18 protein-coding genes are annotated in these 19,112 nt (G+C 59.0%); 7 read left to right on the forward strand and 11 right to left on the reverse strand.

What is annotated here, in order from left to right:
- Nucleotides 1-36: 36 nt before the first annotated feature.
- Both JDEN_RS08020 and JDEN_RS08025 read right to left on the reverse strand, forming a co-directional pair.
- Complete coding sequence (locus JDEN_RS08020) at nucleotides 37-873, reverse strand: glutamate ABC transporter substrate-binding protein (RefSeq protein WP_015771869.1); 837 nt, start codon at nucleotides 871-873, stop codon at nucleotides 37-39.
- A gap of 74 nt (nucleotides 874-947) precedes the next feature.
- Nucleotides 948-1,727 carry an amino acid ABC transporter ATP-binding protein gene (locus tag JDEN_RS08025; protein ID WP_015771870.1) on the reverse strand — a complete coding sequence of 260 codons (780 nt, stop codon included), beginning with the start codon at nucleotides 1,725-1,727 and terminating at the stop codon, nucleotides 948-950.
- Between the two features lie 198 nt (nucleotides 1,728-1,925).
- On the opposite strand from JDEN_RS08025, the gene JDEN_RS08030 reads away from it, so the two are divergent.
- On the forward strand, nucleotides 1,926-2,114 hold the full coding sequence (locus JDEN_RS08030) for a hypothetical protein (RefSeq protein ID WP_015771871.1): 189 nt from the start codon (nucleotides 1,926-1,928) through the stop codon (nucleotides 2,112-2,114).
- A 170-nt stretch (nucleotides 2,115-2,284) separates the two neighbouring features.
- On the opposite strand, the gene feoB is transcribed toward JDEN_RS08030, so the two are convergent.
- From feoB to pdxR, 3 genes are read right to left on the reverse strand one after another with little or no spacing between them, the layout of a single operon-like run.
- Nucleotides 2,285-4,138: a ferrous iron transporter B gene (feoB, locus tag JDEN_RS08035; RefSeq protein WP_015771873.1), complete on the reverse strand. Its 1,854-nt coding sequence runs from the start codon at nucleotides 4,136-4,138 to the stop codon at nucleotides 2,285-2,287.
- Nucleotides 4,135-4,371, reverse strand: a complete 237-nt coding sequence (locus tag JDEN_RS08040) for a FeoA family protein (protein WP_041287873.1) — start codon at nucleotides 4,369-4,371, stop codon at nucleotides 4,135-4,137. The genes feoB and JDEN_RS08040 overlap by 4 nt, the downstream gene beginning before the upstream one ends.
- Nucleotides 4,372-4,423: 52 nt before the next feature.
- Complete coding sequence (gene pdxR, locus JDEN_RS08045; protein WP_015771875.1) at nucleotides 4,424-5,806, reverse strand: MocR-like pyridoxine biosynthesis transcription factor PdxR; 1,383 nt, start codon at nucleotides 5,804-5,806, stop codon at nucleotides 4,424-4,426.
- Between the two features lie 125 nt (nucleotides 5,807-5,931).
- Here pdxR and pdxS point away from each other — a divergent pair, with 125 nt between their 5' ends.
- Both pdxS and pdxT read left to right on the forward strand, forming a co-directional pair.
- Nucleotides 5,932-6,834, forward strand: a complete 903-nt coding sequence (pdxS, locus tag JDEN_RS08050) for a pyridoxal 5'-phosphate synthase lyase subunit PdxS (RefSeq protein WP_015771876.1) — start codon at nucleotides 5,932-5,934, stop codon at nucleotides 6,832-6,834.
- Complete coding sequence (gene pdxT, locus JDEN_RS08055) at nucleotides 6,831-7,427, forward strand: pyridoxal 5'-phosphate synthase glutaminase subunit PdxT (protein WP_015771877.1); 597 nt, start codon at nucleotides 6,831-6,833, stop codon at nucleotides 7,425-7,427. The genes pdxS and pdxT overlap by 4 nt, the downstream gene beginning before the upstream one ends.
- A gap of 80 nt (nucleotides 7,428-7,507) precedes the next feature.
- On the opposite strand, the gene JDEN_RS08060 is transcribed toward pdxT, so the two are convergent.
- A complete protein-coding gene (locus tag JDEN_RS08060) occupies nucleotides 7,508-8,188 on the reverse strand; it encodes a response regulator (protein WP_015771878.1) in 681 nt (226 codons plus the stop codon).
- Nucleotides 8,185-9,597, reverse strand: coding sequence for a sensor histidine kinase (locus tag JDEN_RS08065; RefSeq protein WP_015771879.1), 1,413 nt, complete (start codon nucleotides 9,595-9,597; stop codon nucleotides 8,185-8,187). Before JDEN_RS08065 ends, JDEN_RS08060 begins: the two co-directional genes overlap by 4 nt.
- A gap of 137 nt (nucleotides 9,598-9,734) precedes the next feature.
- On the opposite strand from JDEN_RS08065, the gene JDEN_RS08070 reads away from it, so the two are divergent.
- Nucleotides 9,735-10,460, forward strand: a complete 726-nt coding sequence (locus tag JDEN_RS08070) for a DUF4352 domain-containing protein (RefSeq protein ID WP_015771880.1) — start codon at nucleotides 9,735-9,737, stop codon at nucleotides 10,458-10,460.
- A 112-nt stretch (nucleotides 10,461-10,572) separates the two neighbouring features.
- Nucleotides 10,573-11,016, forward strand: a complete 444-nt coding sequence (locus JDEN_RS08075) for a rhodanese-like domain-containing protein (RefSeq protein ID WP_015771881.1) — start codon at nucleotides 10,573-10,575, stop codon at nucleotides 11,014-11,016.
- A gap of 50 nt (nucleotides 11,017-11,066) precedes the next feature.
- Here the strand turns inward: JDEN_RS08075 and JDEN_RS08080 are convergent, their stop codons facing one another.
- Nucleotides 11,067-13,580 carry an FAD-dependent oxidoreductase gene (locus tag JDEN_RS08080; RefSeq protein WP_015771882.1) on the reverse strand — a complete coding sequence of 838 codons (2,514 nt, stop codon included), beginning with the start codon at nucleotides 13,578-13,580 and terminating at the stop codon, nucleotides 11,067-11,069.
- 172 nt (nucleotides 13,581-13,752) lie between these two features.
- On the opposite strand from JDEN_RS08080, the gene JDEN_RS08085 reads away from it, so the two are divergent.
- Both JDEN_RS08085 and ald read left to right on the forward strand, forming a co-directional pair.
- Nucleotides 13,753-14,694: a VOC family protein gene (locus JDEN_RS08085; RefSeq protein WP_015771883.1), complete on the forward strand. Its 942-nt coding sequence runs from the start codon at nucleotides 13,753-13,755 to the stop codon at nucleotides 14,692-14,694.
- A 42-nt stretch (nucleotides 14,695-14,736) separates the two neighbouring features.
- Nucleotides 14,737-15,849 carry an alanine dehydrogenase gene (gene ald / locus JDEN_RS08090; RefSeq protein WP_015771884.1) on the forward strand — a complete coding sequence of 371 codons (1,113 nt, stop codon included), beginning with the start codon at nucleotides 14,737-14,739 and terminating at the stop codon, nucleotides 15,847-15,849.
- A gap of 50 nt (nucleotides 15,850-15,899) precedes the next feature.
- Here the strand turns inward: ald and JDEN_RS08095 are convergent, their stop codons facing one another.
- The 3 genes from JDEN_RS08095 to JDEN_RS08105 all read right to left on the reverse strand — a co-directional run bounded on the left by JDEN_RS08095 (nucleotide 15,900) and on the right by JDEN_RS08105 (nucleotide 19,029).
- On the reverse strand, nucleotides 15,900-16,790 hold the full coding sequence (locus tag JDEN_RS08095) for a glycine betaine ABC transporter substrate-binding protein (protein WP_015771885.1): 891 nt from the start codon (nucleotides 16,788-16,790) through the stop codon (nucleotides 15,900-15,902).
- Between the two features lie 83 nt (nucleotides 16,791-16,873).
- Entirely contained in the window at nucleotides 16,874-17,761 is an 888-nt protein-coding gene (locus tag JDEN_RS08100) for an ABC transporter permease (RefSeq protein WP_015771886.1), read from the reverse strand.
- Nucleotides 17,758-19,029 (reverse strand): quaternary amine ABC transporter ATP-binding protein, encoded by a 1,272-nt coding sequence (locus JDEN_RS08105; protein ID WP_015771887.1) that lies wholly within the window; start codon nucleotides 19,027-19,029, stop codon nucleotides 17,758-17,760. The genes JDEN_RS08100 and JDEN_RS08105 overlap by 4 nt, the downstream gene beginning before the upstream one ends.
- Nucleotides 19,030-19,112: the final 83 nt, after the last annotated feature.

The raw sequence follows: 19,112 nt of genomic DNA on the forward strand, positions 1-19,112 counted from the left end.
GTCGTGGGGCGTGGACCGCCCCACGACGTCAGAGCGTTACTTGCACTCAACAAGTGTGGGCGGATTCAGCTCCGCGTTCGGTGTGAACCCGGTTCCAGTTGTTGCTGCATCGAGTGCTTCTTGCCAGCTTCCGTCCTCGAACATGTCAGTGAGGGCGTCGTTGATGGCTTGGCATTGGTCGGACCCTTCGGGGATGCCCACCCCATAGCGTTCCTCAGAGAAGGGGTTCCCCACGACCTTCATGGCGCCTGAGCCTTCTTCTGCGGCGAGACCGGCGAGGATGATGTCATCTGTGGTCACTGCGTCAACTTGCCCTGAGGTCAGCAAGGAAAGACATTCTGAGTAGCCGGGTTGTTCGACCAGGTTGATCCCGGTTCCCTGGTCGTAGGTGTCTTTGACTCGCTGCGCTGAGGTGGACCCGGAGACCGAGCAGAGGTTCTTTCCTTCGAGGGTGTCAGGACCGGTGATGTCGGTTTCGTCGGCACGCACAAGAAGGTCTTGGCCGGCCACAAAGTAAGGTCCCGCAAAGTCCACGACTTCATCACGCTCTTCGGTGATCGAGTAGGTCGCGAAAATCATGTCGACTTGGTCGCCTTCAAGCATGGTTTCGCGGTTTGCTGAGATCGCTTCAACAAACTCGACATCTTCCTCGGCGTACCCAAGTTTGTCAGCAACATAGCGGGCCACATCCACGTCGAACCCGGTGTATTCTTCGCCATCTTTGAACCCGAGTCCTGGTTGGTCGAACTTGATTCCGATGGTGAGAGTGTCACCGGAACCGTCGTTGTCGGAGTCGCCGTCTGAGCTGCATCCTGCCAGCACAAGTGCCGATGTGGCAGCAAGTGCCAGGGCGCGGTGGGTGGTGGTTCTCATGTGTGTCTCCTTTGTGGTGGGCTGTGCGGGTGTGGCACCGTGGTGCCCTGTCGGGTGGGGTGGACGGTAGCGGTTTAGTGGGTGAGAATCTTCCCGAGAAAGTCCTTTGCTCTGTCGGTTTTGGGGTGGTCGAAGAAGTTGTCGGGTGTTGCTTGTTCGATGATTTCTCCGTCAGACATGAACACCACTCGGTCGGCGGCCCGGCGGGCAAAACCCATTTCGTGGGTGACAACCACCATGGTCATTCCTTCTTTGGCGAGGGCGATCATGACGTCGAGGACTTCGTTGACCATCTCGGGGTCGAGAGCGGAGGTTGGTTCATCGAAGAGGAGGACTTTGGGGCGCATCGCAAGGGCACGAGCGATAGCGACACGTTGTTGTTGCCCACCGGATAGTTGCGCAGGCAGTTTCGTTGCCTGGTTGGCCACGCCAACACGTTCGAGCAAGTCCATGGCCTGCTTTTTTGCTTCTGCAGGTTTCAGACCACGGACTTTGATGGGGCCAAGTGTCACGTTATCGAGGATCGATTTGTGCGCGAAGAGGTTGAAGGACTGGAAAACCATGCCAACGTCAGCGCGGAGTTTGGCGAGAGCCTTGCCTTCTTCTGGGAGTGTGGTGCCGTCGAGTGTGATGCTTCCGGAGTCAATGGGTTCGAGTCGGTTGATGGTGCGACACAGGGTGGATTTCCCTGACCCGGAGGGGCCAATAACGACAAGGACTTCGCCTTTGTCTACGGTGAGGTTGATGTCTTTGAGCACATGAAGAGCACCAAAATGTTTGTTCACTGCCGTGAGTTCGACCAGCGGGTGGGCGTGGTTGTTTGGGATAGGTGTCTTGGGTGACGGGGTGGCCATCGTGCTCCTCACAGATGTCTGGCGACGTTGCCCTATTGTGACCTGCACCTCATGTCAGGTTGTGCACCATCATGTTTCACGCAGGTAACCTTTGCCACCGCTGGATGAATTCGTGGCCGGATCGTGACTTTTCACCCGCTTGGGGGTTCTCGTGTTTCCTCGGGGAATAGCGAAGATGGAACCAGGTGAGGAGGTCGCATGGAAAACCAACCGCAACGAGCTTCGTCAGCTGCAGCCCAGTGGATTGAGGCACACCGACCGTGGGTCGCTGGCGTAGCGCTCGTTGGCGCTCTCTCGAGGACGGTGCGTGGACCATCAGTATTGAGCCAGGGTTTCGCGTGGGGTGGTTTAGCCTGCTACGGCGGGTTTCTTCTCGCACTCGCGTGAAAAGAAGCAGCCGCGGCACGACACCGGGGAACACGTCACCTCACTGGGAACTGATGCTGCGCACTCCCGGCTGATGAGGTGAACAAAGTCAGGTGGGAGCGAGAGCTGCCGGGCAATATCGGGCACGCTCACGCCATCGCGCAGTGCGCCAAGCACCGCCTGTGACACGCTCATAGCAGCCGACCAACCTGAAAGACCACGACCGCTAAGAGCCAAGCCACGATCATTGAGGCCACCACGGCCACGGTGGTGATCCGCCCACCGAAGAGGCGCCGCTGTTCCGCAACTGTGACCAGGCACGGTGTGTAAACCAGGCAGAACACCATGAACGCGAGTGCTGCAGCTTCAGGGTGTCCCCCCGATGATTGGTCAAACGTTGTCCGTAGGCGGGCACCGAGGTCCCCAGCGTCAGCGGGGTTGTCGGGTTCTTCGAGCCCATAGGTGGTGGCGAATGTTCCCACGACCGCTTCTTTGGCAACGAACCCGGTGATGAGGGCTGCTCCAGCATGCCAATCGTCGAATCCGGCTGGGGCGAACACGGTGGCGATCTGGGTGGAGGCAACGCCAAATAGTGACTCGTGGGCTGGCAGGTCGGGGTCACCGACGGCGTAACCGCTGTGTGCGGGGATCGCTATCAGGACCCACACGCCAAGGGACAGAGACAAGATCACCACACCGGCGCGTTGGATGAAGGCTTTACACCGCAGGAGAACGGCGTGTGCCAAGGGGGCGATCCGGGGTGTTTGGTAAGCCGGCAACACGAGGAGGAGTGGTTGATGTGAGCCGGATCGAAATGCGGTTCGGGACAGAAGTAGCGCACCACCAATGATGACAAGTGCTGAGGCAATGTACATGCCTAACACCACTAGTCCGGCGTGGCCGGGGAAGAACGCGGAGGCGAGGAACAGGTAAATCACAAGGCGTGCGGTACAGGAAGAGAACGGGATCAGCAAGCCGGTGAGGAGCCGGTGGCGCGCATCGGGAATTGTTTTGGTGGCGCTGAGGGCGGGAACGTTACAGCCAAAGCCAATCACTAAGGGCAAGATCGACCGGCCGTCGAGGCCGATTTTCTGCATCGCGTGGTTACCCATGACGGCAACTCTGGCGAGGTAGCCGGAGTCTTCTAGCAGGTAGATGAGGACAAAGATGATGACCATGAGGGGCAGGAAGCTCACCACGGTTCCTACCCCGGCGAGAAGCCCATCAACGAGGAGTGAGTCAACCCATGCTGGGGCGGTCAGCGTGCCGGTTGCTGCCAGGATCATCGAGGTCACGGGGCCTGTGATCACCGACTCGAAGAGGTCTTGGATGGGGCCTGCGATGGTTGTGGTCAGTTGGAAGGTCGCCCACAGGACCGCGAGGAACACGGGGATACCGACCCAGGGGCGGAGCAGCACCGAGTCAATGAGGTCGCTGCGGGTTGGTGCGTGGTCACGTGCGGTTTCGACCTCGTGGATGACGCGGGCTACCCAGTCGAAGGTGTCAGCGCTGTCCTCGTGTTGTGCTAGCGCGACCGGGTGAGGTTCTGCAAGGGCTGCACTGACCGCGTCTCGCAGGTCGTTTGTGCCGTGGCGGAGTCGCGGATTGAGGACAACCACGGGCGCGTCGATGAGGACTGAAAGGCGGTCGGTGTCCACTGTGGAGCCACGATCAGCGGCAACGTCTGCAAGGGTCAGGGCAGCTACAACGCGCACACCGCGGCGTTGAACTTGACGAAGCATGTAGAGCGATGAGGCAAGTGCGGTGGCGTCGAGAACAACAATGACAAGGTCGTCGTGTCCTGCCCGTTGCACGAGTGCGTCGACTTCGGCGGCGGCAACTTCTTCGTCGGGTGATTGGGCTGCCAAGGAGTAGGTTCCTGGCAGGTCAACAATCTCGAGTGTGTGGCGGTCGCCTATTGTCCAGGTTCCGCGTTCCATGGTGACGGTGGTGCGTGGGGCGTTCATGGTTTTTTGTCGGGACCCGGTCAGTGCGTTGAAGAGGGTGGATTTCCCCACGTTGGGGTGGCCGAGCAGCAGAATCATGACGGGTCTTTCTGCGTGAGGTCGACAGAGATGTGACAGGTGGTGTCGCGATCGATGGCGATGCGTTGGCGGTGCACCACAATGATGCGTGTGCCGAAGGGTGCGTCGTGCAAAACGCTGATGTGTTGGCCCGGGTAGAGTCCCATGTCAGCGAGTCGTTGGCGGTGTGCGGGCGCGGCGGTGACAGCGCGTATGTGGGCGATGGTGCCGCGTGGGCAATCCGCAAGAAGCATAAGCCCAAAGTATGTGAGGTTAGGCGAACCTAAACGGGCCTTTAGTCCCGAGCTAGGCTGCGCCGACACCGCAATGATGCAACAGTCTCACGAGTTCATCCCACGCCTGCTCATCACCATAGGCATAGGAAATCACCAGCCCACTATCAGCGTCCGCGTTCCCCCAGTAGGCGGCAACGTCCATCACGGGGATACCAACTCGTTCCCCGCCCTGGATCAGTCGCTCAGCGCCGTCCTGGTCCATTCCACGCACCAGTGCATGCCCCCCGGAACGCACCTCAACTGACCAGGCAGGACAGTGTTCCACCGCATCGATAATGCGGGTTCGCCGCCGGACAAGTTCGCGGCGGCGCCGGGCAATACGACGACGCAATCCACCGCTGGCAAGGAACTGCGCGACAGCGTACTGAGCAATCGCCGATGCTCCCAAACCCAGATCACGTTGCACCTGTTTGACCGCATCATGCAGGTGGGGTGGCGCAATGACATACCCCAGCCGTACGTGTTCACTCAGGACATGTCGAAACGTGCCCACGTGAACCACCTGGTCGGGGGCTGCGCTCCACAAGGTAGGGATCATGGGGCCGACATGCCGGTAATCGGCGTCAAGGTCATCTTCAAGGACGAGAGCACCACCTTGGGCTGCATGGTGGAGCACGTCACGCCGTCGAGATGCGGGCATGGATCCGCCCGCTGGGTAGAGGTGGTTTGGCGTGAGAAGAACTGCATCAACTTGGGTGGGAAGTTCCTCAGGGATGACACCGTGTGCGTCAACGCGGGCCCCACATGTGGTGACACCGAGCCTATCGATGACTCGGTGCAGACCGGGATACCCCGGAGACTCAACCGCGATGGTCTTCAGGTCTGCGGCAAGGATGGTGAGAAGCAACCCTTCGCGAGCACCAGCGGTGATGAGGACGTCAGCGGGGTTGACGGGCATGAGTCGTACGTGGCGTAGATGGTCAGCAACCGCGTCTCGCAGACGCGACACCCCAGGGATGGGGTTGTCGCCTGGGTGAAGTGGCTGTGAGGCGGCTTTACGCCACGCTTCACGCCATGCAGGGTCGGTCAGTGGGCTTTGCGCTTGCCGATGCACGGGTGAGGTTTCGCTGTTGTGGTCAGCTGGCGTGCTGGAGGGCGAGGATGGCTGTGTTGAGGGGTGGGGTGCGTTGAGTGCGCCCGCCCCGGGGTGGACTGTGGTTGCCCCTCGCGGACGGGTGAGTAGGAACCCTTCGGCGATGAGTTGGTCGTAGGCCGCAACCACTGTGCCTCGCGACACGGTGAGTTGGGCGGCGAGTGTGCGCGTGGAGGGGATGGCGTCCCCGGGGGCAAGCGCACCGGAGGTGATGAGGGTACGGATTTGGGTTGCAAGGTGGGCGGCCAGGGGGATGTGGGAATCACGGTCAAGGGCGATCGGGATGTCTCTGCCTCGCACGTTGCCTCCCACTCCGCGGAACTGGTCTAGTCAAACTCATCATAACTGGATCTTCCACTGGACCAGCCTGGTGGGTCATGCTTGGCAACAGCACACCGCAAATCGTCACCTGAACGAGGAGAACCATGTCAACCGACACCACCACGTCCCCCGCCCCTGCAACCCGGGTCAACACAGGACTTGCCCGCATGCTCAAAGGCGGGGTCATTATGGACGTTGTCACTGCAGAACAAGCAAAAATCGCTGAAGACGCAGGCGCAGTCGCCGTCATGGCACTCGAACGAGTCCCCGCCGACATTCGCGCCCAAGGTGGCGTGGCCCGCATGTCCGACCCCGACCTCATTGATGGCATTATTAACGCGGTGTCCATCCCGGTCATGGCGAAAGCCCGAATTGGTCACTTTGTTGAAGCTCAAGTCCTCCAAGAGCTGGGAGTTGACTACATTGATGAGTCTGAGGTCCTCTCCCCCGCCGACTACGTCCACCACATCAACAAACGTGACTTCTCTGTTCCGTTTGTTTGTGGAGCCACCAACCTTGGTGAAGCACTGCGCCGGATCACAGAAGGCGCTGCCATGATCCGTTCCAAGGGTGAAGCTGGCACTGGTGATGTGTCCGAAGCTATGAAACACATCCGTACGATCACCACGGAAATCGCGCAACTCGCGGCGCTCCCGTCCGACGAACTGTTTGTCGCAGCTAAAGAGCTTCAAGCACCTTACGACTTGGTTGTCGAGGTCGCGAAAGCTGGCCGCCTCCCCGTTGTTCTGTTTGTTGCTGGTGGTGTAGCAACACCGGCAGACGCGGCCATGATGATGCAGATGGGTGCGGACGGCGTGTTTGTTGGATCCGGCATCTTCAAATCCGGCGATCCTGCCGCACGTGCCAAAGCAATTGTGCACGCCACCACCCACTACAACGACCCAGCAGAAATCGCACGGGTGTCACGCGGCCTTGGCGAAGCGATGGTGGGCATTAACGTTGCTGATGTTCCGGCACCACACCGTCTCGCGGAGCGCGGCTGGTGAACTCTGCACCAACCGTTGGTGTGCTCGCTTTGCAGGGGGCGGTGAGCGAGCACAGCGACATCATGACCAGTCTTGGGGCCCGCACGGTGTTGGTGCGGCGAGCCGATCAGATCGACGGGTTAGCTGGCATCATTATCCCTGGCGGCGAATCCACTGCCATGGCGCGTATCGCTGCCCCGTTAGGTCTGTTTCCCGTCCTTCGTGAACGAGTGATCGCTGGGCTGCCTGTCCTTGGTACGTGTGCGGGGTTGATTCTTCTTGCGGACCGCGTCACGGACGCGGGCGCGTTAAATGGATTTGATCGACTTGCCACTTTAGATATCACTGCGCAACGCAACGCCTATGGCAACCAACTTGCCTCATTTGAGGCGCCTGTCACGATGCCCGAGCACGATCATGCAACTATCGATGCGGCGTTTATTCGAGCTCCTGTGATCAGTGAGGTTGGTCCCGCAGCCCGGGTGATCGCGGAGCATGGCAACACACCTGTCGCTGTTCAACAAGATCACCAGATCGCCGCAACATTTCATCCAGAAATCACCGGAGACACCACGCTCCATCAGATGTTGTACCGACTCATCAGTGGGGCCTAGGTGGCACCGGGGTGCCACCACCTCGTTGGTCGTGGTCACGTCGGTGTCACTGCGTGCCTGCACACAGGGCTTGCTGAGGTCTAGTGGCCATCAGCAAGCCCTGCTTTCGCAGCAAGGACCGCTAACCGGGTCCGGTTATCTGTTCCCGTTTTGTTCATCGCACTTTTCAGGTGTGTCTTCACGGTTGCTTCCCCCAAGTAGAGACGAGTAGCGATCTCAGCGGTGGAAAAACCTTCTGCAACCAGTGCCGTGATCTCACGTTCGCGGTCAGTTAAGCTGGCCAGTAGTGACTGTGCGAACTGTTGTGCAGGGCGAGTTTCAGCTGCCCGCAATCGTTCCACCACGACCCGGGCTGCGCGGCGTGATAAAGCCCCTTCCCCTGCAGCGACGTTCCGAACTGCGGTCGCAAGTTCCTGGGGCCCTGAGTCCTTGGCAACAAACCCACGTGCACCAGCATCAATAGCGTCCAGGATTGCTGATTCTGTGTCGAATGATGTCATCGCAATGACTCCTGGCGGGTTGGTGAGTGCTGTCACTTGCGTGATCGATTCGATACCACTCATGCGTGCCATCCGTAGGTCCATGAGGATCACCGCAGGGTGATGGGCGTGAACCATGCCTATTACCTGGTCACCGTCATGTGCTTCTGCGACCACATGCATGTCTGACATGGTGAGGATTTGGGTGAGTAGCGTGCGCACAAGTGCGTCATCATCAACGATCATGACCCGAATTGGCGTGTTGTGAGCTTCGGTAGTCATGCGTTGTCCTTGCTTGGCCAAGGGAGGGTTGCGGTGAGAAACCAGGCACCTCCGATGTTGCGACTGTCGAGTTTCCCACCGACAGAGTCTGCACGTTCGCGCATCCCGGGGATTCCGGTGTGTGAGCTGGTCACAGCAAGTCGGTGTTGAGCGGCCTGTGATATTTCGTTGGTGATTGATATGTGCACACCAATCACAGGGGCGGCAATAATGCGTACATCAATGGGTGACCCATCCGAGTAGCGGATCGCGTTGGTGATGCCTTCTTGAACGATGCGGAACATCGCTTTCGCGACTGGTGGTGGCAGACTGTCACTGTGGTCGAGGGCAAGGTGTTCGGTGATATTCGCCCCTCGTTCTTTGGCGTCGTCAATGAGGGTGCTGATGTCGTGAGCTGTGGGGTTCACCCCGGTGTATCCGCCGTCGCTGGAGTCTCGCAGGGAGGTGATGAGGCCACGCATGTCATCCAAGGCACGGTGCACTGTTTCTCGCATCGCCCTGGCACTGTCAGGCACGGTGGGGTCCTTGCTGCTCATTTCGAGCACAGAGGCTTGCAAGGACACTAAGGACAGTTGGTGGGCGACCGTGTCGTGCATTTCGCGGGCGATTTGTTCGCGTTCTTGCTGCCGGGAAAGTTGGGTGCGGAGTTCCTTCGCTTCTTCACCTTGTTGAGCCACAGTGTGTTGCACGTGGGCTAGTTGTGTGGTTGCTGTCGTGAGGAATTCGTGGGTTGCAGTGGCAACCTGGTGCGCTTGGGTGCGCGCCTGGTTGGCGCTGTGCGCATACCTGCGGATCAGTCCGATCCCGACCGCGAGCGCGTAGGCGAGGGTAGCGATAATGATGTGGGCGGTGAGGGGGAGCCTGCTGGTTGTACCGGTGACGGCGTCTGTTGTGGTCCACATGGCGTGGGCGTCGGGGAGTCTGGCTTCTTGCCAGACTCCAAGTGCCGTCACAATGATGGCGGTTGATACCCCAAGGATGGCGTGGTTGCGGGGCGCTCGGGCGATGAGCCAGTTGAGTGCGGTCAGGGTGCCGAACGGTCCGAGCAGGAAGGGGAACGCGAGGATGGCGTTGGTGGTGAAGATCGCGGTGGGGTGGGTGCGTCGCCAGACCATGGTGATTCCTGCTGCCAGAGCTGCGGGAAATGCACCTAAGGACCAGAGCACCTGCGCGGTGGACAGGTCCTGCCCTTGGACGGTAAAGGCGGCGTAGGAAAGGGAGAGGAAACCGACCAAGACTACTGCATTGATGGTGCCAAGCACGGACAAGATACGCCGAATTGTCGATGCGCCAGTTGCTGGCGCTGTGGTGTGTGGCCTTTGTGTTACTCCTGGTTGGGTGTGGGGTGGTTGTGTCCCATCACCGCTATCGATGGCGGAGTACGGGTTGGGTTGCCGGGGGTGGGACATGTCAGCAGATTACCGGGTGGGGGCCACGGCGCGCCTCCCCCATTCGGGTGACGGGCTTGACCCATGTGGGGGAAGTGGTGACAAGGCTGGTCAGCGATGGTTGTGGTGTTACCAATTCGACGTAGAAAGGACTTGTCATGACGTCACCTGTTCCTCCTCATGCCTCTGATTCACAGCACCAGCCTGGGTTTGTCCCACCTGGAGTTCCACAAGCGCCGGTTGTGGAGCAGAAGAAAAACTGGTGTGCACGTCACAAGGTGCTCACCGGGTGTCTTGCTGTGTTGGCGTTGTTCATCGGTGTGGTGGCCGTCAGTGGTGGGGAAACCTCTCCGGGTGCTGAGGCTGCTCAGGACGCAACGGGAGTCACGGCTGGAGCAACTGATGAGGGTGGCGGTGATGCAGGCGAGTCTAAGGCCAGTGATCCTTCTGTTGAGGGACCACAAGGCTTTGTCATCGGTGATGTGGCCACAGCAGGCGACATGTCTTACACAGTCACAGGCGTGGACACCGCGGCGTCTGTGGGCAGTTCCTTCCTGGAAGAAAAGGCCAAGGGCATGTATCTCATTGTGTCTGTTGAGGTGACGAACAATGGCAATGAAGCTGTCATGATTGATGATTCTTTCTTCACGTTGAAAAACGGGGATAAGTCCTATGACGCTGATTCGATGGCTTCGATGACGGCGAATAGCGATGACAGCGGCAATAGTTCATTTTTCTTGGAGAACATCAACCCTGATGTCACCATGGCGGGGAACGTTGTCTTTGATGTGTCGAAGGACATCGCAACTGCACACGACAATCGAATCGAAGCACAAACAGGTTTCTGGGGGACAGAAACTGTAGAGATCGCTTTGACTCAGTAGTGACATGAACGGGTGGGGCGACGTGTTCGCCTCACCCTTCGGCCCCCTCTCGACAAACCATATACCCCATGGGGTATATTCATGGGGTTCGCTTCCTCACGAAAGGCACCCCATGCGCTCTCACCTCGCCCGCACGACCACCACCGCGCGCACCACCCAAGCAACCACCCGCATGACCGCACTTGCCGCCCTTGCCACCGCATCGATGATCGCCCTCACCGGCTGTTCATCCTCATCCACCCCACAATCATCAAACACCACCACACCCAGCATCGAGATCACAGACACCACCGTCATCCTGGACGTGCGCACCGAACAAGAATGGAACGAAGGCCACCTCGACGGCGCAGAACTCCTCGACTTCACCGGCGGAGACTTCACCCAAGCCCTTCCAGACCTTGACCCCGACGCAGATTACGTCCTGTACTGCCGCTCCGGGAACCGGGCCGGCCAAGCTGCAGCTCTCATGGATGACGCGGGGTTTGACTCCGTCATCAACGCAGGGAGTGTCACCGAAGCCGCCACCGCAACAGGACTGGACATTGTTGTGCCCTGAGTCCCACCACACCGGTGGGCCTCAGGGCACGACCTTTCCTCACCGCGTCACTAGATGAACAACGTGGACCCAGACTTCTCTGCCGCGGCAATAAAGGTGGCCACACCACCAAGCTGGACCCCGTCAATCAGGTCGCTTTCCGCGATCCCCAACAAATCCATGGTCATGGTGCACGCCGTGATCTCCGCGCCCCCCTCAATAGCTGCGCTCATCAACTCCGGCAAGCTCGACACTGAGTGATCCTTCATCACCTTTTTGATCATGGCAGTTCCCGCACCTGCCATGTTCATCGTGGACAGCTTCAACGCATCAGGACCAGACGGCATCATGGCCCCAAACATTTTGTCGAGCGCCTTACGATCACGAGCAGGCGGGTTCTCCCGACGAAGCGCATTCAGCCCCCAGAATGTGAAGAACATGCGCACCGGTTTGTCCATCGCCAGGGCACCATTAGCAATAATGAACGCCGCCAGCACCTTGTCAAGGTCACCGGAGAACACAACAAACGACATCCCCTCACGAGGGTCTGTCACCACGCCAGCACCGGATGCCGGTGCAACAGCCCCGCCCATACGCATCGTCATGCGGTAGCCAGGACCATGCGGGGTAAGGTCAAGAATCTCATGTCCATTTGCCCCTGCCCACGCAGGACCATCATGCGCAAACCCAGGGTCAGACACCGTGACCGTCACCTCGTCACCCGGTTTCAGTGAAGCCGCTGTCTTCTTCAAGGACATAATCGGCCCCGGGCACGCCAACCCCGTGCAATCCAAGTCAATGTGGTGCGCAGGACCTTGAGCTACGGCGGCTGCGATCTTCTCCAACGCAGGATCGCCACCCGCGGGTGCATGGGAAATCTCAGCATGCTGCGGGGAAGCGCCTTCGCCTTCGACCTCATGCCAGGCACGGAACGTGATGGACCCACCGGACAGGGTGCGCACATCGGCAAACCCGCGTTGCACCAGAATCCGATGCGCAAGGTAGGAACGGAACCCTACCGCGCAATATAAGCGAACAGGAATAGTGGGATCCCACTGCTCCACCTCATCGCGCAGTGTGGCCAAGGGTACGTTCACCGCACCAGGGATGTGCCACAGGTCGAACTCCTCTGGGGTGCGCACATCAACGACTTTGGCACCAGCCACAGCTTGCGGGAAGTCCTGCGCGTACCACAGCGTCAAATCTCCGCGGATCGTGTTCGCGCCAACAAACCCGGCCATGTTCACAGGGTCTTTCGCCGACCCAAAAGGCGGTGCATACGCCAGTTCGAGTTCTTCTAGGTCATAGACCGTTGCACCGAGGCGAAGTGCGGTTGCCAGCACATCCAAGCGCTTGTCCACACCATCAAACCCCGACGCTTGCGCTCCCAGAAGTTTGCCTGATTCAGGGTCGAACAACACTTTCAGGTGCATCGCAGCGGTCCCGGGGTAATACCCCGCATGACCCGAGGGGTGCACGTGCACTGCACGATACGCCACGCCCGCATCAACGAGTTGTCGTTCGGTTGCCCCTGTCCCCCCGGCCACCATGTCAAACACTTTGACAATCGACGTGCCCTGTGTCGAGGTGTAGGTGGTGGACCGGCCACAGATATTCTCAGCAGCAACTCGGCCCTGACGGTTCGCTGGCCCCGCCAAGGGGAACAACGACTGGCCAGGAAGGACTGTGTGAGGGGTTTCCACAACGTCGCCAGCTGCCCAAATATGTGGGTCACTGGTGCGCATGTGCTCATCAACGATCACCCCACCCTTGGGGCTGAGTTCCAGGCCTGCCGCCTGTGCAAGCGCACTGGAGGGGCGCACGCCCACGGACAAGATGACGATATCCGCCTCTAGTGAGGAGTTGTTTGTCAGTTCTACCCGAACCCTGCCCCCTTCTTGGTCGACAAATGCGGCCGCAGCGGTGTTCAGGTGCAGGCCAATTCCACGGGCACGCAAATGGTTTTCTACCGGAACGGCGATTTCGCGGTCAACGGGTGGCAGGATCTGGTCTGCCGCTTCCACCACATTGACAGTGACACCACGATGGTGGAAGTTTTCCGCCATTTCTAGGCCGATGTAGCCCGCACCGATGACCGCTGCTGTCACCGGTCCGCGTTCTTTGTTTGCGTGCGCTTCCAGGGCATCGTCGATGCGCTGTTTAATCCGGTCCATATCACCGATTCGGCGCAGGACCATGACGTTGGGCGAGTCGATTCCTGGGAGCGGTGGACGTACCGGCTCTGACCCTGGCGTGAGGGCAAGCGCGTCGTAGGTTTCGGTGTATTCGGTGTTGTCGTCAATGTTTCGAACGGTGACCGTGCGGGCCTCGCGGTCAATGGCGATGACCTCATGTCCGGTACGGGCATCAATGTTGAGTGATTCGCGCAGAGACTGGGGGGTTTGAACCAGGAGACGTTGACGGTCAGTGATGACATCGCCGATGTGGTAGGGCAGTCCGCAGTTGGCGAACGAAATGTGGTGGCCGCGTTCAAGGACGATGATCTCGGCGGTTTCGTCGAGTCTGCGTGCACGGGCTGCGATGGATGCTCCGGCGGCGACTCCGCCGACGACGACAAGTTTCATGGTGTTCCCCTTGATGTGGTGGTACGTCTACAAACTCAGACTACACCTAATACCCCGGGGGGTATGGGACGTTTGCCCAACGAGCCGACCGATGTGATCACGATTACAATCACAAGCGGTGGGAGCGATCCACGCAACCGCACATTGAGCCACAGGGACAAGGGGGTCAACCATGGCACACCACACACTCGTGCCCAACATCTGGTGCAATGGTGACGCGGAAGCACTTGTCGCGTTTTACAGCACCGTGTTTCCAGAAGTGACTGTTCACCAAACACTGCACTACCCACAGCATGGCCTACCCCACTTCCAAGAACACATGGCTGGAAAAATCCTCACCATTGACTTCTCCATCATGGGAGCACGATTCATCGCGATCAACGCAGGGCCCGACTTCCACGCCAACCCCTCACTCTCCTTCATGGTGAGTATCACCCCAGAAATCAGTGACGACCCGCGTACGCTGGTCACCACCCTGTGGGACGCCCTCGTCGCCGAAGGATCAGCGCTCATGCCGCTCGGAGACTACCCATTCTCTGAACACTACGGCTGGGTAGAGGACCGATTCGGAATCAGCTGGCAACTGATGGCACACACCACCACACCCACGTCACGACATGCCGCCACTCCCCCACGCCCCACCATCATGCCCGCCCTGATGTTCGGAGCCCACCACGTCAACCAGGCCGAAGAAGCCATCACGCACTACATGTCCGTCTTCCCGAACTCACAGTTCGGCGAAATAGCCCGCTACTCCCACCCCCAAGGGCCAGCGGACGCTGGATCACTGATGTACTGTGACGCCGTGCTCAACGGGTCATGGATCAGTGTGATGGACGCCGGAGTTGACCAAGACTTCACCTTCACCGAAGGGGTCTCACTCCTTGTTGAATGCTCCACACAAGAAGAGATCGACCACTACTGGGCCGGGCTGTCACACAGGCCTGAAGCAGAACAATGCGGCTGGTGCCAAGATCAGTTCGGTGTCAGCTGGCAAATCGCGCCTCCCGCAACACCGGAAGACGTCGAAGACCTCGGGGCATACCAAGCGATGATGTCCATGAAAAAAATACATCTCCAACAGCTACGTGACGCACGAGGCAGCGCAGGCTAATTGGCAGTGGCTCTCCCCCACCGAACCGCACGAGGACCGAGCATGCATATTGGTGTACCCACCGAAGTCAAGAACAACGAAAACCGAGTGGCACTCACCCCTGAAGGAGTTTCCGAACTCGTCCGCCACAACCACACAATCCTCATCCAGGCAGGAGCAGGCGCAGGCTCAGGAATTAGCGACGACGAGTACCGTGCACAAGGAGCAACGATAGTCACCACCGCTGATGAGGCATGGAGTTGCGAACTCGTTGTCAAAGTGAAGGAACCAGTCGCCTCCGAATATCGCTACCTACGCCCCGACCTCACCCTCTTTGCCTACCTTCACCTTGCCGCAGCCCCACCACTTGCCACCCAACTCGTGAATAATCACGTCACAGCGATCGCCTACGAAACCGTCCAACAGACCGACGGCTCCCTCCCCCTCCTCGCCCCCATGAGCGAAATCGCTGGTCGACTAGCCGTTCAAGTTGGCGCCTACCACCTCATGCGCCCAGTTGGAGGATCCGGGGTCCTCATGGGCGGAATCGCTGGCACCCCACGCGCCCACGTCGTTGTTCTTGGTGGAGGTGTCGCTGGGACCCATGCCGCACAAGTAGCCTCAGGAATGGGAGCAGACGTCACCGTCGTGGACGTGTCCCTCCCCCGCCTGCGCACCTTCGAAAACCGCTTTCACGGTCGGATCCATACAGCCCTATCCTCCCCCATGCGCATCAGCTCACTCCTGGACAACGCCGATCTTGTCATCGGGGCTGTCCTCGTTGCAGGTGGAACCACCCCATCTCTCGTCACCAGCGCCATGGTCGAAACAATGCGCCCTGGATCCGTCCTTGTCGATGTTGCCATCGACCAAGGAGGATGCTTCGAACCATCACGCCCCACCACACACGATGATCCGACCTACACCGTGCACAACAGCATCTTCTACTGTGTTGCCAACATGCCCGGAGCAGTCCCCCGCACCTCAACTCGCGCACTCACCAACGCCACCCTCCCCTACATCAGTCAACTCGCCGCCCACGGGTGGCGCACCGCAGCCCACCTCAACCCAGCCCTCGCATCAGGAATCAACACCACCGGTGGCACCATCACCCACCCGCACGTGGCGAAGGCCCTTGGCACACAGCACAGCGGCCTACCCACAGTCAGTGGGTAGGCCGCCGTCGTGTGCGCACAATCAGCTATGGCACACAGCAATCACACAGATCACGAAGTCATGGAGTCAACAAACTCTTGGTTTTCTTCCATCCACTGGCGCACAAGTGGCTCGTAGTCATCAGTGTCGTTCTCGTTGAAGAGCAAATCTTCCAAGTCATAGAGCAGTTCAGGGTCCATGGAGAAGTCACCCAACCATTGGGCCACCTCCGGGAAGTCCTCGGCAAAACCATCACGCCCATACGAGTGGATGAGTTCAGCTCCGCCTAGTGCGCCTTCGGGGTCCTCAAGGTTACGCACTGGGAACGCTGAGTACGCCCAGTGCGGCTCCCACAGCGTCACCACAACATTCTCACCCGCGTCCGTAGCAGCCTTCAACTCAGAGAGCATCGCCACAGTCGACGAGGTCGTGAAGTCCATTCCTTCCAAACCATAGGTCGGGATGACTTCGTTTTCGGTCGCAGAGGTCAACCCTGCAGCCGGCTCAATACCAACAATCTGGTTTCCGAACGCGTCTGCATTGTCAGCAAGCTCGGCAAGCGAGGTGATCGGAGCATCTTCGTTGACAGCAATAGTGAGCTTCGCCTGGTCAAACCACGAACCAAGATCCTCGATCTGGTCACCATACTCTTCCACGTACTCTTTGTGGGTACCAGGCAGCCACACATCAGTGGTGAAGTCATAGTCACCCGTGGACAACCCCACAAACACAGGGGCAGCATCCGCGTAATCAAGGGTCACGTTGTAACCCTCATCAGCGAGAACAGCAGCCCACAACTCTGAGGTCGCAATGCCCTCATCCCAGCCGTTGAACACAGCAATGCTCAAGTCTTTGTTCTCACCAGCGTCACCTTGCGAGGTGTCGCCGCCGTCAGACGAGCAGGAGGCAAGCACAAGCCCACCAGCCAACACGGCAGCAAGGGAAGCAGTTTTCTTCATCATCTTCATGGTCCTTTCTTCTCAGCCCCCGGGCTTTCCGGGTACTGTCGGGACCGGTCACCCCACATCGGGGCACCGATCAGGGCTCAGGAGGCCCGAGTGTTGCGATGTGCAGCACGACCATTTCGTAGCCGTGCATACAGTCCTCGCCGCTGCCCAAAAGCACCGGTCAAACGGTCCAAGACCATCGCGAGGATGACAACAGACAACCCGGCTTCCACACCGAGTGCCGTATCAAGACGGTTCAGGGCGGCAATGATGTCACCACCAAGACCACCAGCCCCAACGAGACCAGCGATCACAACCATCGACAAAGACAACATGATGACCTGGTTAATCCCGGCCATAATGGACGGCATAGCAAGAGGCAATTGGATCTGCCTCAAGATGCGCCCCGGGGTGGCGCCAAACGCCTGGCCTGCTTCAACGGTTTCACGGTTGACACCGCGAATACCCAGCTCTGTGAGGCGAACACCCGGTGGCATAGCAAACAAAATGGTGGCAACAATACCGGGGGCAACCCCCACACGGAACAGCAACAGCGCCGGAATGAGATACACAAACGCCGGCATCGTTTGAAGGAAGTCCATGAACGGTCGAACCACCATTGACACCCACTGCACTTTGGCAGCAGCAATACCCAGTGGAACCGCAAGAAGAATCGCAATTGTGGCCGCAACGAGCACCAACGCAAACGTGTCCATGGCGTTATCCCATTGATCCACAGCCATAATGAGGACAAGCCCCACACCTGAGAGTAACGCAAACAACCAGCCACGAGCCAACAGACCCAGCACCACGATGGCACCGATAATGACAAACGCTGGTGGTGTTGCAAGAACCCAGTTCACGCCGTCGTACGCACCAAGGAAGATGCTGCGCAGCACACCGAAAAATGCGGAGGCATTCGCGACAACCCAATCAACGCCGTCGCTCACCCAGTCGCCTAACGGAAGACGAATCATCTCGTTCATTTGTCCGCCTCCTCAGCACTCAACGCTTCTTCAACAACAGAGGGCGCCAACGCTGGAGGCACAGGCTCAGCGTTCACCCCTGCCTCATGTTCGCCACCGAGAGCTGCCAGCAAGACAACACGCGGGATCACGCCCACCAGTCGTGTTGACTCATCAACAACCGCTAGCGGCAAAACAGACTCCACTGAAGGAGTCACCAAGTCAGCAAGTAGCGCATCAGGTGCTGTGTGTGACGCCTGCGCCAAATGCCCGGAGACGTCATCGACGCCTTTGCGCACAAGTTCTAACGCGACGCGGTCCGTCATCACTCCGTGCAGCTTGCGGGCGCGGTCAACAACAAAACAGGCTGACGTTTGCTGCTCACGCATGATGCGCAGCGCCTTACGAGGCCCACCGGGCAGTTGCATGAGCGCAGCTGGGGGTTGCGCTACCGACGAAGCAGTGAGAACCCGGGCACGATCGACGTCCTGAACAAATTGAGACACGTAGTCGTTGGCTGGGTCAGTCAAGATTTCTTCGGGAGTCCCAATTTGCACGATTCGACCATCACGCATGACTGCGATGCGGTCACCAAGGAACATCGCTTCGTTGAGGTCGTGGGTGATGAAGATGATGGTTTTTCCCAGCTTGGACTGCAATTCCACCAGCTGTTCTTGCATCTCGCGGCGGATCAGTGGATCCAGGGCGGAGAACGCTTCGTCCATGAGGAGCACATCGGTGTCAGCAGCAAGAGCACGAGCCAACCCAACGCGTTGCTGCATACCCCCGGAAAGCTCTTGGGGGTATTTGTCTTCCCAGCCGTCAAGGCCCACCATGTTCACGTATTCACGCGCTTTAGCGAGACGCTGCGCACGAGGCATTTTGCGAATTTCTAGTCCGTAGGCGACGTTGTCGATCACAGTACGGTGTGGCAGGAGCGCGAACTGTTGGAACACCATGGAGATGCGCTTTTCCCGGACAGCACGCAACGTGCGGGCGGGGACACCGGTGATGGAGTCGCCAAGGATTGTGACGTTGCCTGCCGTTGGCTCCCACAGTCCGTTGAGCATCCGGATAAGGGTGGATTTCCCCGACCCTGATAGGCCCATGACCACGAAGATTTCGCCACGCTGGACGTCAAACGATGCGTCGATCACTGCGGCGGTTGTTCCTGGACCGAGGTCGGTTCGGCTTGTTCCTTGGGAAAGTTTAGTGACGGCTGTTTCAGGTCGGTGTCCAAAGACCTTGTACAGCCCTTGGGCTTTGAGGACGATCTCGTTGGTACTCATAGTCCTTCCGGGCGAGCGCACTCGCCTTTCGCCGGGTGAGGACGATGCAGGCTAGGGTCCGGTCCTTGGCCTACGGTGCGGCG

The organism is Jonesia denitrificans DSM 20603, assembly GCF_000024065.1.
GTDB classification, from domain to species: Bacteria; Actinomycetota; Actinomycetes; order Actinomycetales; family Cellulomonadaceae; genus Jonesia; species Jonesia denitrificans.